The 21,133-nt window shown below is 50.3% G+C and carries 14 protein-coding genes and 1 pseudogene; 12 read left to right on the forward strand and 3 right to left on the reverse strand.

Annotated features, from left to right (window positions below; genetic code table 11):
* The first annotated feature begins 6 nt into the window (after positions 1–6).
* The 7 genes from DU002_RS16375 to atzF all read left to right on the forward strand — a co-directional run bounded on the left by DU002_RS16375 (position 7) and on the right by atzF (position 9,749).
* Entirely contained in the window at positions 7–1,056 is a 1,050-nt protein-coding gene (locus DU002_RS16375) for a putative urea ABC transporter substrate-binding protein (protein ID WP_114339514.1), read from the forward strand.
* 81 nt (positions 1,057–1,137) lie between these two features.
* Positions 1,138–1,968: an ABC transporter permease gene (locus tag DU002_RS16380; protein ID WP_114339515.1), complete on the forward strand. Its 831-nt coding sequence runs from the start codon at positions 1,138–1,140 to the stop codon at positions 1,966–1,968.
* Positions 1,965–2,747: an ABC transporter ATP-binding protein gene (locus DU002_RS16385; protein ID WP_114339516.1), complete on the forward strand. Its 783-nt coding sequence runs from the start codon at positions 1,965–1,967 to the stop codon at positions 2,745–2,747. The genes DU002_RS16380 and DU002_RS16385 overlap by 4 nt, the downstream gene beginning before the upstream one ends.
* 14 nt (positions 2,748–2,761) lie before the next feature.
* Entirely contained in the window at positions 2,762–3,529 is a 768-nt protein-coding gene (locus DU002_RS16390; RefSeq protein ID WP_114339517.1) for an urea amidolyase associated protein UAAP1, read from the forward strand.
* Positions 3,519–4,157: an urea amidolyase associated protein UAAP2 gene (locus DU002_RS16395; protein WP_114339518.1), complete on the forward strand. Its 639-nt coding sequence runs from the start codon at positions 3,519–3,521 to the stop codon at positions 4,155–4,157. Before DU002_RS16390 ends, DU002_RS16395 begins: the two co-directional genes overlap by 11 nt.
* 112 nt (positions 4,158–4,269) lie before the next feature.
* The gene (gene uca, locus DU002_RS16400; protein ID WP_114339519.1) at positions 4,270–7,893 is read left to right on the forward strand and encodes an urea carboxylase; all 3,624 of its coding nucleotides are present in this window, start codon (positions 4,270–4,272) and stop codon (positions 7,891–7,893) included.
* On the forward strand, positions 7,890–9,749 hold the full coding sequence (gene atzF / locus DU002_RS16405; protein ID WP_233496523.1) for an allophanate hydrolase: 1,860 nt from the start codon (positions 7,890–7,892) through the stop codon (positions 9,747–9,749). The genes uca and atzF overlap by 4 nt, the downstream gene beginning before the upstream one ends.
* Before the next feature lie 167 nt (positions 9,750–9,916).
* Here atzF and DU002_RS16410 read toward each other — a convergent pair.
* A pseudogene (locus DU002_RS16410) lies at positions 9,917–10,602 on the reverse strand (hypothetical protein).
* A gap of 198 nt (positions 10,603–10,800) precedes the next feature.
* On the opposite strand from DU002_RS16410, the gene DU002_RS16415 reads away from it, so the two are divergent.
* The 3 genes from DU002_RS16415 (at position 10,801) to DU002_RS16425 (ending at position 12,634) form a co-directional block, all read left to right on the forward strand.
* The gene (locus DU002_RS16415; RefSeq protein ID WP_114339520.1) at positions 10,801–11,502 is read left to right on the forward strand and encodes a hypothetical protein; all 702 of its coding nucleotides are present in this window, start codon (positions 10,801–10,803) and stop codon (positions 11,500–11,502) included.
* A 197-nt stretch (positions 11,503–11,699) separates the two neighbouring features.
* Positions 11,700–12,032, forward strand: a complete 333-nt coding sequence (locus DU002_RS16420; RefSeq protein WP_114339521.1) for a hypothetical protein — start codon at positions 11,700–11,702, stop codon at positions 12,030–12,032.
* A gap of 89 nt (positions 12,033–12,121) precedes the next feature.
* Entirely contained in the window at positions 12,122–12,634 is a 513-nt protein-coding gene (locus DU002_RS16425; RefSeq protein WP_158538101.1) for a CbrC family protein, read from the forward strand.
* A 299-nt stretch (positions 12,635–12,933) separates the two neighbouring features.
* On the opposite strand, the gene DU002_RS16430 is transcribed toward DU002_RS16425, so the two are convergent.
* On the reverse strand, positions 12,934–13,944 hold the full coding sequence (locus DU002_RS16430) for a hypothetical protein (protein WP_114339523.1): 1,011 nt from the start codon (positions 13,942–13,944) through the stop codon (positions 12,934–12,936).
* Positions 13,945–14,303: 359 nt separating this feature from the next.
* Here DU002_RS16430 and DU002_RS16435 point away from each other — a divergent pair, with 359 nt between their 5' ends.
* Positions 14,304–15,911, forward strand: coding sequence for a methyl-accepting chemotaxis protein (locus DU002_RS16435; protein WP_114339524.1), 1,608 nt, complete (start codon positions 14,304–14,306; stop codon positions 15,909–15,911).
* A 201-nt stretch (positions 15,912–16,112) separates the two neighbouring features.
* Here DU002_RS16435 and DU002_RS16440 read toward each other — a convergent pair whose 3' ends face one another.
* Positions 16,113–18,776, reverse strand: a complete 2,664-nt coding sequence (locus tag DU002_RS16440) for a right-handed parallel beta-helix repeat-containing protein (protein WP_114339525.1) — start codon at positions 18,774–18,776, stop codon at positions 16,113–16,115.
* A gap of 467 nt (positions 18,777–19,243) precedes the next feature.
* Here DU002_RS16440 and DU002_RS16445 point away from each other — a divergent pair, with 467 nt between their 5' ends.
* Entirely contained in the window at positions 19,244–20,875 is a 1,632-nt protein-coding gene (locus DU002_RS16445; protein ID WP_233496525.1) for a cellulase family glycosylhydrolase, read from the forward strand.
* Positions 20,876–21,133 lie beyond the last annotated feature (258 nt).

Raw genomic sequence — 21,133 nt, forward strand, 5'->3', positions numbered from 1 at the left:
CGCTAAATGAAAATCAAAGCCACGGCACTCGCGCTATTACTGCTCGCATCTCCCGCTTCATTCGCTAAAGACAACTTCAAGATCTGTTGGTCCATCTACGTTGGCTGGATGCCTTGGCATTACGGCGAGGCGGAAGGCATCGTAAACAAATGGGCGGACAAATATGACATCGAGATCGATGTTGTGCAGATCAACGACTACGTTGAGTCGATCAACCAGTACACCGCAGGCGCCTTTGACGGCTGTACCATGACCAACATGGATGCCCTGACCATTCCCGCCGCTGGCGGTGTTGATTCTACAGCACTGATTGTTGGCGATTTCTCCAACGGTAATGATGGTGTGGTGCTGAAAAACGGCGCGTCACTGGCCGACATTAAGGGCCAACAGGTGAATCTGGTTGAGCTGTCGGTTTCCCACTATCTATTGGCGCGCGGTTTGTCGACCGTGGGTTTGAGCGAAAAAGATATTAAGGTGGTTAACACCTCTGATGCGGATCTGGTGGCAGCCTTTACTACGCCAGATGTGACTGCGGTGACTACCTGGAACCCGCTGCTGTCTGAGATCACGACCATGCCAAACGCGGCAAAGGTATTTGATTCTTCTCAGATCCCTGGTGAGATCATCGACCTGTTAGTGGTTAACACCGAGACCCTAAAAGCGAACCCTGCTTTTGGTAAAGCCTTGGTGGGTGCCTGGTACGAGATCATGGGTGTGATGAGCGCTGATGGCGAAGCCGGTGAGAAAGCCCGTTATGCCATGGGGATGGCTTCAGGTACTAACCTCAAAGGTTACGAAGCACAGCTTGCATCTACCAAGATGTTCTACACCCCCGCTTCAGCGGTTGAGTTCACCACCAGCGCACAGTTGAAAGACACCATGAAGTACGTGGCCGAATTCTCATTCGAGCATGGCTTATTGGGTGATGGTGCTGCCGATGCCACGTTCATCGGTATCGAAACCCCTGCTGGTGTTTACGGTGACGCAAGCAATATCCAGTTCCGCTTTGATCCCAGTTACATGCAGATGGCAGCTGAAGGCAAAATCAAACTGTAAGCCATTGGCCCATCGAACTCATCAGGATCTGGGAGAGCCAGCCGGCTCTCCCGCTTAGCCTTTGACACCGGAGTCCACGTCATGCGAATCGTGAATCGTCATCCTTCATCACCGATGCGCTGGATATTGGGGCTATTGCCTTTTATCTTGCTGTTGTTGGTGTATATGGCTGCATCAGAAGCGCGGCTGGCTGAAAATGCCAATGACAAGCTGCTGCCCGGCATCACCAAGATGGCTGATGCGATCCAACGTCTGGCTTTCGAGCCGAGTAAACGCACTGGCGAGTACCTGTTCTGGCAGGACACGGCAAGTAGCTTAACGCGCTTGGCAATGGGTGTGGGTATCAGTGCTTTGATCGGTTTGATTATCGGTTTGGGCAATGGCGCGGTGCCGCTGATGCGCGCCAAGTTGTCGCCGTTAGTGGTCGCTATCTCCTTGATCCCTCCCATGGCTATTTTGCCGGTGCTGTTTATTATTTTCGGCCTCGGTGAACTGTCGAAAGTGGTGCTGATCGTCATTGGTATCGCGCCTTTTATTATCCGCGACATGCAGGCGCGAACCCTGGATATTCCCTCTGAACAGCTGATTAAGGCACAGACCTTGAGTGCCAATAGCTGGCAGTTGATCCAACGGGTGTTGTTGCCGCAGTTGTTACCCCGCCTGTTGGATGCGGTACGTTTGTCGTTAGGCTCAGCGTGGCTGTTCTTGATCGCGGCAGAAGCGATTGCCGCCACTGACGGTCTGGGTTATCGCATCTTCTTGGTTAGGCGTTATATGTCGATGGATGTGATCTTGCCATATGTATTTTGGATCACCCTGTTGGCATTCCTGATTGACTGGGGTTTGCGTCTGATCAGCAAAAAAGCGTTTCCCTGGTATCACTCGCAACAGAGCCAAGGAGGCCAGTCATGAGCTACATCCAGATTAAAAATATTTGGAAATCCTACGGCGACAACGTGGTGCTTGAGCGGCTCAACAAGAACGTAGAGCAGGGAGAGTTTGTCACGCTGGTAGGGGCGTCCGGTTGCGGTAAAACCACCTTCCTGAAAATGCTACTGGGTGTTGAAATACCTTCTAAGGGCAGTATCAAGCTAGAAGGGCAGCCGTTGAAGGCGGAGCCTGATGGCGAACGCGGTATCGTGTTCCAGCGCTATTCGGTGTTTCCCCATTTGACCGTGCGCGAGAACGTACTGGTCGGTTTAGAGCTGCAACAAAGTCGTTGGTTAGGTCGCTTATTTGGTGGCGCAAAAGCCAAGGCGTTACTGCAGGTTGATGCCATGTTAGATCGGGTAGGCCTTACGCCTGCTGCTCAGCGTTATCCCCATGAACTTTCCGGCGGTATGCAACAGCGTTTAGCGCTGGCGCAGGCGCTGGTTGCTAAGCCGAAAGTACTGTTGCTAGATGAACCATTTGGCGCACTTGATCCCGGCATTCGTGCTGACATGCATACCTTGGTGCGTGAACTGTGGGCGCAGGAGAAACTGACAGTCTTTATGATCACCCACGATCTGTCGGAAGCGTTTGCGCTGGGATCGCGGCTTTGGGTGTTCGACAAAGTGAGGCACGACCCACAGGCGCCGAATGCCTATGGTGCTTCGATTACCTATGACTTACCGATCCATAAAGACAACCACGCAGACTTGGCACAGCAACTGGATCCCGAGTTAACAACTGTGCGCAAGCTGGCGTAAGTGAGAGTGCAACAATGAGTGAGCAAGCGAATTACACCACTACCATACCGGCGGCCAGTCACTGGTCGTTGCGGGTGCGTCGTGGCATGGAATTACGGATTAAAGATATAGAGGGCGGCGCCAACCTAGGCATGTTGTTCTACAACCCGGAAGATCTGCTGGAGCGTTACAACGCGCCTGACACCCTGAAGTGTCAGCACACCTTTAAGCTGACTAAAGGCAACTGTCTCTACTCTGATATGGGGCGTATTTTTTGCTCCATCACGGAAGACAGCCTGGGCTGGCATGACACCGTGTGTGGCAACTCAACCAAGTCCTCTATTGCGAAACGCTTCGGTGATAAAAACTACCAGCAAGCGGGCAACCAGTGGCACCAGAATGGCTACACCGCGTTTCTGGTGGAACTGGCGAAGTATGGCTTGGGTAAAAAGGATATGGCCGCCAATCTCAACCTGTTCAGTAAGGTGTCTGTGGATGATCTAGGCAACCTCAGTTACGTGGCGGATCACAGTCAAGCCGGTGACGAGATCGTGCTGCGCTTTGAGATGGACACGCTGGTATTACTGCATACCTGCCCGCATCCTTTGCATCCGGCGGGTAAGTATCCGGCTAAGCCTGTGGCGATCACCTTGCAACAAGCCGAGGCCGTCGCTGATGACGATATCTGTTTAACCCACTGCGCTGAAAATGGCCGGGGCTTTAAAAACAACGCGCTTTATCTGGCTGGCGACGCCGGTTTTACGTCTGCCACTGGCCATCACGGAGGCTGCCATGATCACTGAAAGTAAACTGAACGCCACCGATGCCGTGATCGCCGATACTGTGCTCGCCGGTGACTACTACATGAAAGTGGTGAAAGCAGGGCAGACTATGCGTATTGTCGACCTGGAAGGTAATCAGGCCGCTGACACGCTGTTTTATTCTGCTGCTGATCCCAGTGAACGCTACAGTGCCATGGACACCATTCGAGAGCAGGGCAATGTGTTCCTGACCACGGGCACGGTATTGATGTCCAACGAGTGTAATCCGATGCTGGAGATCGTCGCTGACACCTGTGGCCGTCACGACACTCTGGGTGGTGCCTGTGCAACGGAAAGTAATACCGTCCGCTATGATCTGGAGAAACGCTGCATGCACGCCTGCCGTGACAGCTGGATGTTGGCGGTGGCGGAAAATGAAAACTTCGGCATGACCAAGCGCGATATCACCCACAACATCAACTTCTTTATGAATGTGCCAGTGACTGCCGATGGCGGCCTGACCTTCGCTGATGGTATTTCTGCGCCGGGCAAATATGTTGAATTGAAAGCGGCCATGGATGTGATCGTACTGGTTTCCAACTGTCCGCAACTGAATAACCCCTGCAACGCCTACAACCCAACCCCGGTTGAAGTGTTGATTTGGGATTGAGTTAAAAACGCTTATATAAGCTAACTGTTCGCGCGCCAGCGCCCCTTTGGGACGACCCAGAGGTGAATGAATGATGATGGGACGACCCATCAGGCAAACAGGCAGTTTCTCTATGATAACCACCGTGCTCATTGCCAATCGTGGGGCCATCGCCACACGTATTATTCGTACCCTGAAAGCCCTCGGCTTAAAGTCTGTGGCAGTTTACGCCGAAGCCGATCGCGACTCTCTGCATGTGCAACAAGCCGATCAGGCATTTTCATTAGGTGAGGGCGCAGCCGCCACTACCTATCTGGATCAAGACAAGCTGTTCGCAATCGCCAAGCAGGCGGGCGCCGATGCGATCCACCCCGGCTACGGCTTTCTCAGTGAAAACCCCGACTTTGTGCGCCGTTGCGAGCAAAGTGATATCTGTTTTCTTGGCCCAACACCGACACAGATGGAAGCGTTTGGCTTGAAACACAGTGCCCGTGAACTGGCTGAGCAAAATGGTGTTCCGCTGGTGCCGGGCACAGACTTATTGACCTCACTGGATGAAGCGGTCGCCGCCGCGGATCAGATCGGATATCCCGTGATGTTGAAAAGTACTGCCGGTGGTGGGGGGATCGGCATGCAGCTGTGTGAAGACAAAGACACGTTGCTGCAAGCTTATGATTCAGTGATCCGCCTCAGCCAGAATAACTTCGGTAATGCTGGCGTATTTCTGGAGAAATATATTCAAACCGCCCGTCACGTTGAAGTGCAGGTGTTCGGTGATGGTGCTGGTCATGTGGTTACTTTGGGGGCGCGGGATTGTTCCCTGCAACGCCGTAATCAGAAAGTCGTGGAAGAGACGCCGCCTCCCTGTTTGCCTGCCGCGACCCAAGCGCAGATGGAAGCCACAGCAGAACGCCTGATGTCAGCCATCGCTTACCGCAGTGCGGGCACGGTGGAGTACATTTACGATGTGAGTGACGGTCAGTACTACTTCCTCGAAGTGAATACCCGCTTACAGGTAGAGCACGGTGTCACCGAGGCTATCTTTGATGTGGATATTGTTGCCTGGATGGTAAAACTTGGACAACAAACCCTGCCATCCCTGCCTGAATTGGCCGCTGGGCTTAGCGCCAAAGGCCATGCCATTCAGGTGCGCCTGTATGCTGAAGATCCAAATAAAGATTTCCAACCTTGCGCCGGGACGCTGAGTCAGGTGAGCTGGCCAGATATCCCTGAATTGAGGGTCGACCACTGGTTGTCTGCTGGGCAGTCGGTCTCGCCATTTTTTGACCCCATGCTCGCCAAAGTGATTGTTCATGGTGATGATCGCGCGGACGCCATCGCCAAGCTGCAGGCCGCACTGGCAGCTAGCCACATCTATGGTATTGAAACCAACCTCAGCTATCTGCAACAGGTGCTGGCAAATGCTGATGTGAATGCCGGTAAGGTGCATACCCGCTTACTTAACAGCTTCAACTATCAGCCCCTGAGTATCGATGTGTTGATGGCTGGCACCATGACCACCATTCAGGACTTCCCTGCGCGACAAGGCTATTGGGATGTGGGTGTGCCACCGTCAGGGCCATTTGACGATCGCTCATTCCAACTCGGTAACCGCTTACTGGGCAACGACAAAACTGCCGCAGGTTTGGAGATCACCCTCAGTGGTCCGACGTTGCGTTTTAACTGCGATCGCCAGTTAGTGCTTACTGGCGCGGAGATCGAGGCTCAGCTTAATGGTACGCCGATAGCGATGTGGCAGGTGATAGATGTTCGCGCTGGCGACACCTTGCAACTGGGCAAAGTGGCACAGTCTGGTAGCCGCAGTTATCTGCTCGTTGCCGGAGGCATAGATTGCCCCGATTACCTTGGCTCTAAATCCACATTCACCTTGGGACAATTTGGGGGGCACAACGGTCGTGCCCTGCAGGTGGGCGATACGCTGCATCTGTGTGCCGCCGTGCCGGACGCGAGTCAGACAAGCACAGAGCTAGTGAACGAGCTAAAGCCCAAGGTCGGTAATAGCTGGACACTGCATGTGATCTACGGCCCCCACGGCGCACCTGATTTTTTCACTGCGGAAGATATCGAGATGTTCTTTGGCAGCGACTGGGAGGTGCATTACAACTCCAGTCGTACGGGGGTACGCTTAGTCGGTCCGAAACCGCAATGGGCGCGCCGTGACGGTGGCGAAGCGGGGATGCATCCCTCCAATATTCACGATAACGCCTACGCCATCGGTACCATTGATTTTACCGGTGATATGCCGGTGATCTTAGGCCCTGATGGCCCGTCGCTAGGGGGCTTTGTTTGTCCGGCCACAGTGATCGCCGCAGACCGCTGGAAGTTAGGCCAACTGCGCGCCGGAGACAAACTGCGCTTTGTGCCAGTGTCTATTGAACAAGCGGTAGCAGCGGAACAAGCGCAACAGCAGATGCTGGATACGCTAACGCCTCAGGAGTTTCTGTTTTCGCCCTGTTTACCGACCACACCGATAGTCAAAACCCTGAGTCAGGATGATGTCGGTATCGATGTGGTGTATCGCCCCAGTGGTGATAAATACCTGCTGGTGGAATATGGTGAGCTGGTACTGGATATTGAACTGCGTTTCCGCGTGCATGCGCTGATGTTGTGGCTGCAGCAAAACTCTCTAGCTGGGCTAAAAGAGCTGACACCGGGCATTCGTTCGCTGCAGATCCATTACGATTCACTGACCTTGTCGTTGACCGAACTATTAGCCCACCTTGAATACGCTGAGCGTTCACTCACCGACTTAGAGTCAATGGAACTGCCATCTCGCATCGTGCATTTGCCGCTGAGTTGGGACGATGAAGCGTGCCGACTGGCGATTGAAAAATATATGCAGTCGGTGCGTCATGACGCACCGTGGTGCCCCAGCAACATTGAATTTATTCGTCGCATTAATGGCCTCGACGACATCGAGCAGGTGAAACAGATCGTGTTCGATGCCAGCTATCTAGTGATGGGCTTGGGTGATGTTTATCTGGGGGCGCCGGTGGCTACGCCGCTGGATCCCCGTCATCGCTTAGTGACGACCAAGTACAATCCGGCGCGTACCTGGACGGCAGAAAATTCCGTCGGTATTGGCGGTGCTTACATGTGTGTGTATGGCATGGAAGGGCCGGGGGGCTATCAGTTTGTTGGCCGTACCTGCCAGATGTGGAACAAACTGTTCAGCGAAGCGAATAGCAGCAAAGAGTTCAGTAAGCCTTGGTTGCTGCGTTTCTTCGATCAGATCCGCTTCTACCCGGTATCAGCAGATGTGCTGAAACAGATCCGCGAAGATTTCCCCAAAGGCCGCTACCCGCTCAAAATCGAGCAAACCAGCTTTAGCCTGAAAGGCTACAAGCAGTTCCTTGCCGACAATAGCAGTGACATCGACACCTTTGTTACCGCCCGTGACGCCGCCTTTGATGAAGAGCTACAGTGCTGGGAAGCTTCCGGTCAGATCAACTTTGAGTCGAGTCAGGATCTGGATGTTGCCGATGGCAGCGATGATTGCATGCCGGATAACTGCGTGCCGATAGACAGCCATGTGGCAGGCAGTGTCTGGCAGATGATGGTGGCCGAAGGGGACACCGTTGAAGCCGGACAAACGCTGGCCATATTGGAGTCGATGAAGATGGAAATTCAGGTGACGGCACCCATTGCGGGGATCGTTAATTCGCTACGCCGTAAGCAGGGCGCTCAGATCAACGCAGGTCAGTCACTGATCTGGTTACAGGAGTCATCGTCATGAGCAGCCCAGTAGAAACGAGAACAAACCGTATGCAACAAACCCATACCGGCAGTCTATTCGACTGGTCGCAGCTCGACATCACTATTGCCGGTTTGCAACGGCATTATCAGCAGGGTGACTTCACCCCGCGTCAGTTAGTTCAACACCTACTGACGCTGGAGCAGGTAGATAACCACAATATCTGGATCGAACGCCTGCAACTGCCGCAACTGGAGCGCTACCTGACGGCGCTGGAGCAAACTTCACCTGACACGCTGCCACTGTATGGCGTGCCGTTTGCGGTGAAAGACAATATCGATTTGGCGGGAGTCGACTCCACCGCCGCCTGTGAAGCCTACCGTTATCAGCCCGATGCCAGCGCCACCGTGGTGGCAAAGCTGATCGCCGCCGGCGCTATCCCTATGGGCAAAACCAATATGGATCAGTTTGCCACCGGCTTAGTGGGAGTGCGCTCCCCTTGGGGCGCAGGCAAAAATGCATTTAACCCCGACTATATCTCCGGCGGCTCTAGCTCCGGCTCCGCCGTTGCCACCGCCAAAGGCTTAGTCAGCTTTGCTTTGGGCACCGACACCGCCGGTTCGGGTAGGGTGCCTGCCGCATTCAATAACCTGATCGGCTTAAAGCCCAGCCGTGGCGTGATCAGCTGCAAAGGGGTGATCCCGGCGTGTCAGAGTTTGGATTGTGTGTCGATTTTCGCGTTAACCGTGGACGACGCCAATTTGGCCTTAGCCGCGGCAGAGGGGCATGATCTGGCTGATCCCTACAGCCGCCCCAACCCGTATGACAACAGTGCGCGGCGCTATGGCGCGCTGACTGACAGCAAAACCATTGCCATTCCACTGCCAGATCAGTTGCAGTTTTTTGGTGATGACACCGCCGCCAGCCTATATCAACAAGCCATAGCGCAACTGCAAGCGCTGGGGCATCAAATTACCGCCCTAGACATGACGCCATTTCTCGATGCGGCACGTCTGCTGTACGAAGGGCCGTGGGTAGCAGAGCGGTATGTCGCCACCGAAGCACTGTTTAACCAAGATCCAGACGCTATGTTGCCGGTGATCCAAACCATAATTGGTGGCGGTGCTAAACCCACCGCGGCCGATGGTTTTAAGGCGATGTATAAGTTGCAGGCCTGCCGCCAGCAAGCAGAGCAGGTGATGGCAAAGGTAGACTTCTTACTGCTGCCCACCACGCCCACCTGCTTCACCGTCGCCGAAGTAGAAGCCGATCCGATTAAGCTCAACAGCCAGTTAGGCACCTATACCAATTTTGTTAATCTGTTGGATATGGCCGCCATCGCTATACCGGCGGGCTTCCTGCCAACGGGCGTAGGCTTCGGCGTTACCCTGTTGGGCAAAGCGTTCAGCGATCGCCAGTTGTTGTCACTGGCGAACCAGTTCTGCCAGCACAGCCAACAAACCATAGGCGCGTTAGACAAGCCATTGCCAGCTAGCAGCGTAACCAGCCCCGCAGGCAAAGGGGGTGTCGATCTGGTGGTGTGCGGCGCGCACCTCTCAGGTATGCCGCTTAACTGGCAGCTGAGCGAACGTGGCGCAGTTAAGATCGCAGAAGGTATTACTTCGGCCGACTACCGCCTGTTCGCCATGGCAGATGGCCGCCCAGCCATGGTGCGTGATGAACATGCTGGCGCTGGCATCGCTGTGGAAATATGGCGCGTGCCAACCGAGGCATTTGGCAGCTTTGTCGCTGATATTCCAGCCCCGCTGGGCATCGGCAAAGTACAATTGGAGGATGGTGCTTGGTACACCAGCTTTATCGCCGAACCCCGCGCCGTTGATGGCGCAACAGAGATCACCCACTTAGGTGGTTGGCGAGCGTATTGTGACAAGGGATAGCTAGTATTTAAGCTGAACCCAAAAGCCGCCAGCGCGATAAACGCTGGCGGCTTTTTTCTTATGTTGATGGGTTAGCAATAATTATTAATTGTTTTTACCAAGCGATAAATGATTTTTTGAGATCTTTCTGAAAAGGGGGGTATTTGTCGTGGCTCTGGAGGATCCCCTCATAAATCCCCCAGTCCAGCGGTGTGAACCAGCCTTAAAAATTCATTCATAGCCCAGCGTATTCGCTGCTCTGAGATAACAAAGTCGGGTCGCCTCCGAACTTCTTTACCTAAACGAACAACCGATAATACAGCTCGCTTTCTGATGGTGTTTGCCTGAAAGTGGCGTTGCCATCCAATCTGTTGCGCCACCAAGCCTAACCACCAAAGCATGATTTCTGCGAGCATGGCGATTAGCAGCAGTACATCGTAACGGCGCGGACAGCGCTAGCGACTATGACGCAAGCCAAAGCCGTATTGCGGGCTTTTTAAATCGCGAGCGTTATCGAGCGTCCTTTCACCGAGACAGAAGCCCGCAATGTCATCATTCGTAACTGCTCCCGCACATCAGCCCAATCCACCAAAACAACCGGCATGGGATTGGCACCACATAACTGCCGCACGTGCCACTGATATACCGCCAATCGTTCGTTATTCAGATGATGATTGCCCAATAACCGATCCATCCGTTTAATGTTGTGCTTGGGCGCAACACGCCCCTCAATGTTTCGTCCTAGTTCGGTCAATGACAAGCTGTCGCCATCAAGCAACGATTGTGTGGCAACTATCAGGGAACTCAGGCGTTTTTTGTGAATTTGCGGACACTGTTGTGCAAGCATTTGGTGTAGGATTTGAACTTCGCGCATCCCGACTGCCTCCGTGCAGGGTGAGATAGGATTTGTTTTTGGCGAAATTAATTAGATCAAACCACGGGGTGCGCGTCTACTTTTATGAATTTCCTAGGGATTATGAGGGGATTCGCTAGATTGCGGCGTTAATTTTCCAAAGACTAAATCTGATACATGAGTTTGGGTATTTCAAAATTCAAACTAAAGGAATGTTTTGTGAGAGAACTAGTAAAAAAAGCATACACTTACATTTACAAATTAAAGCTAAATCACCAGTTAAATCAGATGAAAAGAATGACCAATGAAGTTGATAAGCTAACTTTGGATGAAGCACCTAAGTTACCTTACAATCAAGCTCTTATGGATGATTTAATCGAATATCTAGACTCTGAAGAAGTAGTTGGTGTTGAGTTTGTTTATGACTATGCAGAATTCGAGTGGCTTGTAGATGATCTGGCAGATTTCTTCAATGTGGAAATAGTGAAAACTAAGGAAAATCAGTATTTGGTATCAGGGGAAGTTATTGATCCGCCGGTAACAGGAACTTTCTGTGATTCGCAGATATTTACTGCGTCGGTATATAACAGTATTCCTGATAGTAAAAAGAGTGAAGTTTATTGTGATTCTTCTGGAAGGTTTCTCCTTCTTATTTCAGATGAAAGGTATCAACTTTTAAAGAATAAATATGGCGATTTATTGGGTTTTAAAAGTGAACAAAACTTACTTCCAAATTTATCAAAGTGGAAACCTGGTATGTGCGCTTATTCTGGAATAAATTATCCTTATTCAGGTGGTCATACAGATATGATTAGTTTTGTCGCTGAATATATAGAACACCTTAAGTTAGTTTATAGGCAACACCCTGATTTAGATCTTATTCTTGAAGAAGCTGCTTCTAAGTTAAGCTTGATAAAATAGGAATATCCACTATAGAGTTGTTTTTATATGGGGATTCTTTGATGCCTGTTTTACTGTCTCAGACTAATGAGTGCGTTAGCCACAGCCCAAATTAACAAGGCCCGGCAACATCAAGCCCGCAAAAAAACATCCGCTTCGCTGCGGGCGGGCTTTAGACTCGCTATCGCTCGCCGTTGCGAGCAACGTTAAGTGCACTAATGAATATGGAACTAGACAACGAAACGTGGCTAATTGAGTTTGGTGATGATGTAATCGAAAAGAAAGCCGAACTCGGAATTGAGGCTCTGACTGACTACGAAAAAGTAGTGTACTGTTTCTGGGTAATTGATTACTCGATTAGAAACTTAGGCACACTAGATGCGATCGAAGATATCTATCCTGAAGCTATATCTGAGTTTGAGGCTTTAGCTGGTAAGAATCATTGGTCGTCAAAGTTCAACATCAAGGAAGTTAGCAGCAGTGAGGAAGCGTACTACCGTAATTTTGAGGTTTTTTGCAGTGAATTACGTTCAGTTCAAACTTGCATTTAATAAGTCAAAGCACGCGGACCTGGCATAGTTGTCACCTTTTCTATAAAAAAGCCGCTAACTTGCTCCCTGTTTTAGGCGTTATGCGTATCATGAATTTTAAGTACTTTAGAGATCCTGACAATTTTGCTTTTAAAACAGACGAGCCAATGAAGTGTTCCGTTTGTGGCATGCTTGGTGTCTGGTTTGATGCTGGTGGATTTTGCGGTATCGACGAAATCGAATGCATCTGTGATGATTGCTTGGCCGCGGGAAAGCTCAAAGCGCTTGAGATCGAGGCTAATGAAGCTTTTGGTGGCAGTGCTGAAGAGAACGACGAAATTATCTTTGCTACGCCCGCGCTTCCAACATGGCAAGACCGTGTTTGGCCTTATGTGGATGGAAGCTTTTGTGTATTCGAACGAATAGCGTCAAAGCAGGACTTTGATAGTAAAGAAGAGTTTAAAAGGGCCTTCTCTAATAAAGTCGCTGAACAATCTGATTTGGAGTGGTTGTGGCAAACCCTTCCCGAAAAAACGGTTGAGAACTATCAGCAAGGCGGTGATGTCACAGTTTACTTGTTCTCAAATAATGGCGCTAAGTACTGTACCTGGGATGCCAACTAATTACTCATAACAAACAAATTAGCCAAAACACTCGTCGCTCCGCTCCGTAGCTTAGCCTGCTCAAGCTGCCCATGGTTGGGGCATTATATTTTTAAAAATCAGGGCGTCAGTTTTCGTAGGAACATAGCTTGTGGAAAACAAAGTGGTCACGAGCTATGAAAATTTAACAAACGCATCAAGTCGCTCGTAGGCTCATTTGGGCAACAAAACTACACGGCATTTTGGTTTTGTGCTGTTTATTGGCCGAATAGCAGAAATTCTTGTTTAGACGGGCTGGTAGGCTTCAGCTTATGCTGTGCTTAGTCGAAGTAATCGTATGGAGCTTTTAGTTTCCAAATGACGGCCTTAGTCACGCCGGAATCGTCGACGATCTCTCCCGCAATCACATTATTTTCATTAATAGCGTAAGCAGCACCTTCATTGTCATTGGTTGGTAGTAGATGCATCACTTTAGATGCGAAATTTAGATAAAACGGCAGACGGAGAGCATCAGCATTATCAGCTTCACCTATGATGCGTTGCTGATCATTGATGTCATGCGCGATACTACTCGCGCCGCCCAGCGTGCCTAAACGTACCGCTCCGGTAGAGGTAAATAGTGCTGCAATTTTGTGTACGGGACCGGGTGGTTCGCTGTGGATCCAACCCACTACATCTCCGGTGTCATTAAGCCCAAGCGCTTCACTCCACGAAAGATCATGCTGAGGGAGGTGTGTCAGTATCTCATTTTCCCAGATAAACGCTCGAGTAGCGGATTGGTCTTGCCCCACAACAGTACCTGATTGATTTATCGCATTGGCTGCTCGTGGCAAGAAGTGAGTAACTAAAGGGGTGGGTTCTAGGTTGTTTTTCCAAATAACAGCGGTTGTCATAACTGAACCGATTATCCAGTTATCGTTATTAATTGCTGTGGCTTCCCCAAACGCCTCATCAGCAAGCTCGTCGTAAAGATCGATGATATAACCGTTACGCCAAACGACAGGATGATAATTACCATTTGAGTCCTGACTTCTCCCAACGACAGCACCTCTGTCATTGATGCCAAGTGCAGCACTGTTGAGGCCACCATCTAATGGCCCCAAATCAATCATGGTATTGTCGCGATAAAGGAAGCCATGAATAGATCCAGACTCGGTGTCTGCAATACCAACCACTTCGTTATTCACATTGATGTCACGGGCTGAACTGAAGCTCCCGCCGGGTAGCGTGCCAAGCTCAATGACTTCATAATGTCCAGCGCACCCTGCGGCAAACATCAAACATAGTAGCAGCGGCAGATACCAAGACAGTTCCCTCTGAGGGATTATCATCGTTGACTCTCAAGTTAAGTGACAAAGAACAAACGTATAAATGTAAGGTAGCAGTTTTCTATTTAGTGTGCTTTTGAGGGCGCGGCTGGTGACTCCGGTCATTGTTCAGCACTTTTGTTATTTCTCGTCCAGCTTAGCCGACCACTACAAGCGTTCTGCTTCAGATAGAGTAAAAAACCGTAATCTAGGTCGCTGCTCTATCTAAACAAGTAAGCCACAACGTCTGCGACTCAGCTGAACAAAAAGCGGATCCCGCTCAAAAGCTGCATACGTCTAGTTATTGTCATATCTAGATTGCAACCATGCGCCATGTTCTATACTCGTAAAAATAAAAAAATGATTACAAGGATTTGATCGGTATGAAGAACTTTTCCATTGCCAGCAAGATTTATCTGACGATTTCCGCGGTGGGAGTCGTGCTGTTAATAATCACGCTAGCATTCAGTTATCATCACGAAAGTGATTTGGTAGCGGAACTCGCCGAACAGCAGGTTCTTGCAACGAGTGACGCCTACTTTGAATCAATCAACACACTGATGTTAGCGGGTGCGATGGATAAGCGGCATATTCTAAAAGACAAAATGATCACGCAACCTAATATACGTGAATTACGCTTAATGCGCGGCGTATCTGTCAGCCAACTGTATGGTATCGGTATTCCAGATCAACAACCACAAGATGAACTCGATCAGGCAGCGCTCGCAGGCTCAAACGTTAACCTAAGACACGTATTAAATGACGAACTCGTACAAACACTAATTACGCCCATCGTGATGAAAAAAAATCATGACGGTATTAATTGTCTCAGTTGTCACGTGACCAGCAAAGAGGGAGACATCGCCGGTGCCGTCCGAATATCATATTCATTAGAGCAAGCGCACAACAAAATCGTTCAGGCTATGTGGCATCAAGGCGGGCTACTAACACTGGTATTCATCGCAGGCAGTTTGATGTTGATTTTGGTCTTCCGTAGCTTTGTTGCCAAACCGCTCGCCAGCCTGAGTCAACGACTACGTAGTGCCTGTTCCAATGCCGATCTATCAGAAAATTTTGCCACAGATAAAACAGATGAAGTGGGTGAACTTAGCAACGCAATAGACACCCTAGTAACTCACTTCAAATCAAACCTGCACCAGCTAATCGCCAACAGCCATCGCCTGAACGAAACGGCAGCTCAAGTCGCCAGCCTGGCAGAGTCAACCGAGACTTCCGTCATTGAGTTGAAAACAGGCACTGACTCCGTTGCCACGTCCATGACGCAGATGGAAGCATCAGCACGCGAAGTGAAACAGAATGCCGAGTATACCGCCGAGCGTTCAGCTTCAGCCAGCCAACAAGCGCGATCAGGTTCCGAAGACGCTAGCCGAGTAACGCAAGATATTCACGCTTTAGTTACCTCCGTCGACAAAGCATCAAATAGCTTGAGTGAATTGGATGCGCGTAGCCAAAAAGTAGCAACGGTCGTTGATGTCATTTCAGCAATTGCAGAGCAAACCAACTTGCTGGCGTTAAACGCTGCCATTGAGGCGGCAAGAGCGGGCGAACAAGGTCGTGGCTTTGCTGTTGTTGCCGATGAAGTGAGGTCTCTTGCTAATCGCACCCACGAGTCCACCGTAGAGATTAAACAGATCATCGACGAACTGCGTCAACAATCGCAAGTAGCGGTTTCGACAATGCACTCTGCAAATGATGCTGCGGAACGCTCAGCAAACGCCGTTGATCAATTAGCTACTCTACTAGAAACCATTTCCGGACATAGCCAAGAGATAACCGACCTCAATGCTCAAATGGCCACTGCATCCCATGAGCAAAGCACCGCCGTCGAAGAAACCAACCGACATATCAGCGCCATACGAGAGATTGCCGAAACATCAGCACAGCAAGTGCATGAAGACGAAGAGATCAGTGAGAAAATGCTGGCTCTCGCGCAGCAGATGGAGCAATCAGTCAACAAATATAAGATATGAGCGAGTAGACATTAACTACTTGGCGGACTCAGAGTGGACTCAGAGGAGCATCCATCCGATATCATCGCTACCTGATTCTGGCTTTGTGCTGTTTGCTGCGCCTCTGAAGGGTTTCAGAGGCGTATGTTTAGAGTGGAGGAGTGCGTGTCCCGAGCGTTTCGAACTACCCTCTCAAGAATCGCAGCATAACTGAGCAAGGCGTTAGCACCTGCCCAAATTGCGCCTTCTGATGAATGCACACCATGCCAACAGTAAGCCGATACCATAGCTGATGCTACCGCCACCGCTAGCGTCTGTTGCTTCAGGCTCAGACTCCGGTGCTTGCTCTGGCTCCGTCTCAGGCTCTGGTTGCGGTTCAGGCTCTGGTTGCGGTTCAGGCTCTGGTTGCGGCTCAGGCTCTGGTTGCGGCTCAGGCTCTGGTTGCGGCTCAGGCTCTGGTTGTGGCTCAGGTTCTGGTTGCGGCTCAGGCTCTGGTTGTGGCTCGGGCTCTGGTTGCGGCTCAGGCTCTGGTTGTGGCTCGGGCTCTGGTTGCGGCTCAGGCTCTGGTTGTGGCTCTGGCTCTGGCTCTGGCTCTGGCTCTGGTTCTGGCTCTGGTTCCGTTGTCTTATCTCTGATTGTCAGCGCGACCGTGTTGTCGGTGCCGGGGGTCGCATTCTCAACGTTTGTTATGGCGATGTTCAGTGTTTCATCCCCCTCAATCAGTTCATCTGAAAGTAGTGTGACGGTGAAGCTGACTTCGGTGCCATCGCTAATAACAACACTGCCATCAATGATGTTGTGGTCCTGATGATCAGCGGTGCCGTTGAGGGTGTATGACACGGTGACGGGGTAATCCTCTGCCTGTTCAGACAGCATCATTTTAATCGTGATATCACTGCCTTCGTCGGCAGTTACACTATCAATGGCAAAGCCTTCTACAGCAAAGCTTACTACTGGCAGTTCTTTTACTGGGTCGATGCAATCTTCCCCAGGTAAACCGTAGCAACCGTTACCAGTAGGGCCAAACTCTCTGCTCCAGGTTATGCCTGCCGTCCAGTTGGCATTTTCACCGTCTTTTTCATATGCGCCAACATCGGGCAGCCCGTCGCTGACATCGTCTGTAATACCGGCGATGACCCGGCCATAGTCAATCGGCGAGGTGTTCGCTTTCAGGCGGAAGTCACCATTCGCATCGTCAACAAAAGGAGACTCTGCGACCGTCAGGTTATTTTGCTTATCTGATTGTGGCTCCCAATCGCTTTTGTCTGAGAGGTTGTTCCAGACGCTGACATTTGAGAATGCGGTGCCGTCCTTATGCCATGCCCCCATGGTGACGCTGCCATTCCACAAGGTGTTGTTGTAGATGTTGATGTCAGTGCCGTTCCAGTTGATTTGAATATTGCTCCACTCGGTATTCCAGATCACGTTGTGGTGAACATCAAAGCCTGACGCATCGTTGTCGAGGTAGATACCAGCCGCTTTGTTTTTAGGGCCGGGTGAAAACGTGTCATGGAGCCAGTTGTGATGGATCTCTGTGTTGCTTGGTCCACCCACGGTGTAGATAAGGCCGCAGTCATCGGCAATTAAATTACTCCGGGAAATATCATTGAAGGCATATTCAGAGTTGGTATTGAATGCCTGAATAGCGTCTCTGCCTGCCCGTGTAATGGTGTTGTTCAGTACCTTGGTGTTGTTACCACTGCGGGCGTTGATGATGGCATCGTAATTACCAAGGTAGTTAAAGTCATGAATATAGGAGTTGATGATCTGGGTGCTTTCGCCGGAGTCGTAGATCCCGGTGCCAGAGCCGAAGCCGATCTCACTCTGTTCAATGATGTTATTAACGGTGTTGCCTTTCCCCCAATCACTGCGAATATTGACGCTTTGGTTATTCGACGAGAAGCCAGAAACGACACCCAAGGTGTAGTTACCATACAAGCTAGTCACACCATAAATATGGTTGTTTGATGCACCGCCAGTGATCTCTATTGAGCCACCAAACACGGCGAGGTTTCGGATCTGGATGTAGCTTCTGCCTGATAGGTCGATGGTTTGTTCACGTTGGCGCATCTGTACTTGGTTTTCAGCTGGCATGGCGCCATCTGGCAGTTGTACATATAGCTTTTGGCTGGCGGCATCAAAGTACCACTCGTTTTGATAATCTAGTGCTTCTTTAATGCCTTGCAGAAAGAAGTCACCGCCATCGGCTGGGGCGTGAAAGGTGCGGATCCATGCCGGGTTTTTATTGAGATCAAAAGAGACGCTTGTGCTGGTATTGCTGGTAATAAAAGCGCGCCAGGTTGTCCAGCCAGAGCCAGGCTTGTCGCCGTAAAAATATAATGACCCGCCTTGAGACCAATCTCCCGCAGGGATGCCGTCTGCATAATCCAGGTGAGCATTAAACTCGACTGAACCGTCGCTGCCACCTGAATTCCTGAGAGTGTCTTGCGTGAACGGATCACCGTCTTCGTTGTTTGGCCAGCGCGCCAGATCCATCGCGGTACTGCCCTGCATAACAAAGTTCGACTGGCCTAAATCCCACGCCACATCCGCCACATATATATGGCCGGAATCTAATGCCCAGCCGTTCACTGCTTCCATCGCTGTGATAATGACTTTTTCATCTTCATAGGATTGAAAAGTGATAGGGCTTGATTCGGAGCCTGAATGACTGGGACGCAGTGTTTCGTGATAGGTGCCTTCGCGAATGTTAACCACATCACCGGCAACGGCGACATTTGCCGCTTTGGAGAGGGTTAAAAAAGGAGAGTCTAGCGAGCCAATGTTTGCGTCATCGCCATTGGGGGAAACAAAGTAAGTGGCGGCATTAACGGAGCTAGAAACTGCATATAGAACAAAAATTACCGCTGACCATTTGGCTTGCACAACAGACTCTCATGATTGTTAATGGTATGTTAATTTGACCAAGATATAGCATTTTTTTGTCAGTATCAATTTCAGTTAAAACAATAGTTTATAAGCGTGAACTGTTTAATTTTTGGCTGACACTTCTACTTGTCAGAACTGACTTCAAGGTAAATGGAACTTAATAGGGTTGAGTTGTGAACGCGTTGGGACGTGGCGTTCTGACTTCGAACTCGTTACCGCAGGCGATAATTCTATCTTTGCTGAAATGGAAGTTTGTCAGCGATCTGTTGACTCTCCACTCTGATATTGCGTCAAATAATTGACTATCTAGTGTCAAAAAGTTAATGTCTATCTGTTTAAGTTAATTAAAACATTAAGTTAGCGTTTGGTGTTGTAAGCGGTAGGGCATGACTTCATTGAGCTTTGGCACGCCGAATAGCTAAATCACAATAACAAACAGAGAGTACCCATAGATTATGAGAGTCATGAAGAACTTGAATTCTGTTTATGTTGCGTGCAAAAGCGTTTTGCTTATTAGTGCACTGGCAGCTTCATTTGCCCATGCTGTAGAGCCGTTAACCGTCAGTGGAAACCAGGTTTTAGCCGGTGGCGAGAAAAAAAGCTTTGCCGGCATGAGCTTGTTTTGGAGTAACAATGGCTGGGGCGGAGAAAAGTTTTACGACGCCGAGTCGGTGGCGAAAATTAAGAGTGATATGAACGCCAACCTAGTGCGGGCGGCAATGGGCGTTGATGAGAACGGCGGTTACTTTGATGACCCTGCAGGAAATGAAGCCAAGGTCCGACGGGTTGTCGAGGCGGCCATCGACAATGATATGTATGTGATCATCGACTGGCACTCCCACCATGCCCACGAGCATGATTGGAGCAAAGCGAAAGATTTCTTCTCGCGTATGGCGAAAGATTATGGTCATTACGATCACGTGATCTACGAGATCTATAATGAGCCACTGCAGATCCCTTGGTCAGACATTAAGCCATACTCTGAGGCGGTTATTTCAGCTATTCGAGCGGAAGATCCGGATAACTTGATTGTGGTAGGCACACCGCAATGGTCGCAAAAGGTAGATGAGGCTTCGCTGGATCCTATCGATGGCACTAACATCGCTTATACACTGCACTTTTATGCAGCCACTCACCGTGAATACCTTCGTTCAGCGGCCAAAACCGCCCTTGATAACGGCATTGCGTTGTTTGCAACGGAGTGGGGTGCGGTCAGTGCCAATGGTGATGGTGCGGTTGATCACAGCAGTACAGATGCATGGATGGCCTTCCTGCAAGAGCACAATATCAGCCATGCAAACTGGGCATACAATGACAAGTATGAAGGGGCATCAGCACTGACTCCGTCGGGTGCTTACACTGAGTCTGGTGAGAAGGTGCGTGACATCATCAAAGGTTGGCCGACCGCAGACGGCAGTGATGGTGGCGATGATGGCGATACCGATCCATCGACATGTGAAGCGATGGCGGTGCCGGGCAAAATTCAGGCAGAAGACTATTGCTCTATGGTTGGGATTAAAACCCAAGCGACGGCTGATAGTGGTGGCGGTGAGAACGTCGGCTGGATTGAAACCAGCGATAGCATGACGTATCGCGTTAACGTTGCCGATACCGGTCGCTACAAGGTGTCTTACCGAGTGGCTGCCAAGGATCGTCACACTGGTTTGCAGTTACAGTCTGTTGACGGTGATGTTTACGCTACCTTAGATATTTCGCCGACGGGCGCCTGGCAGAGCTGGAAAACCATCAGTCATCAGGTTGAATTGAATAAAGGTAAGCAAGATCTGGTGATAGAAGCGACTGGTCGAGGCTGGAACTTGAACTGGTTTGAAGTCGAGAAAGCTACAAATGACGATGATGGCGGCGATACCGGAGGAGATACTGGCGGTGATACCGGTGATACTGCGGGCCAGTGCCAGGATGTCTCTGTCTACCCAAACTGGATCCGTAAGGATTGGTCTGGTGGTCAGCCAACGCACCAAAATAAGGGTGACCAGATGGTACACAGCGGCAAATTGTACTTAGCAAAATGGTATACCAACTCGGTGCCGGGTAGCGACCACTCCTGGAGTTTTGTCGCTAATTGCAGCGACTAAGTCGAACACCGAATCGTTAACCATAAACCTCAAGAGGCCTCCAGATACTGGGGGCTTTTTTTTAGAGCGCTAAATGGTTTGTCTACTGTTGGTCACTTTCTCAGACGTTCTTCTCGAACGGCACTGCTTGCTATATTGATAGGCTAAGTTCAAACATTAATTATCAACATTTTGTTGATAAACATTATTCGTTGCAGTGGTTTTTATATTTTTTATCTCGGTTTACTGTGGCTGCTGGTTTTTTGTTTAACCGCTGTT

The organism is Corallincola holothuriorum, assembly GCF_003336225.1.
GTDB classification, from domain to species: Bacteria; Pseudomonadota; Gammaproteobacteria; order Enterobacterales; family Neiellaceae; genus Corallincola; species Corallincola holothuriorum.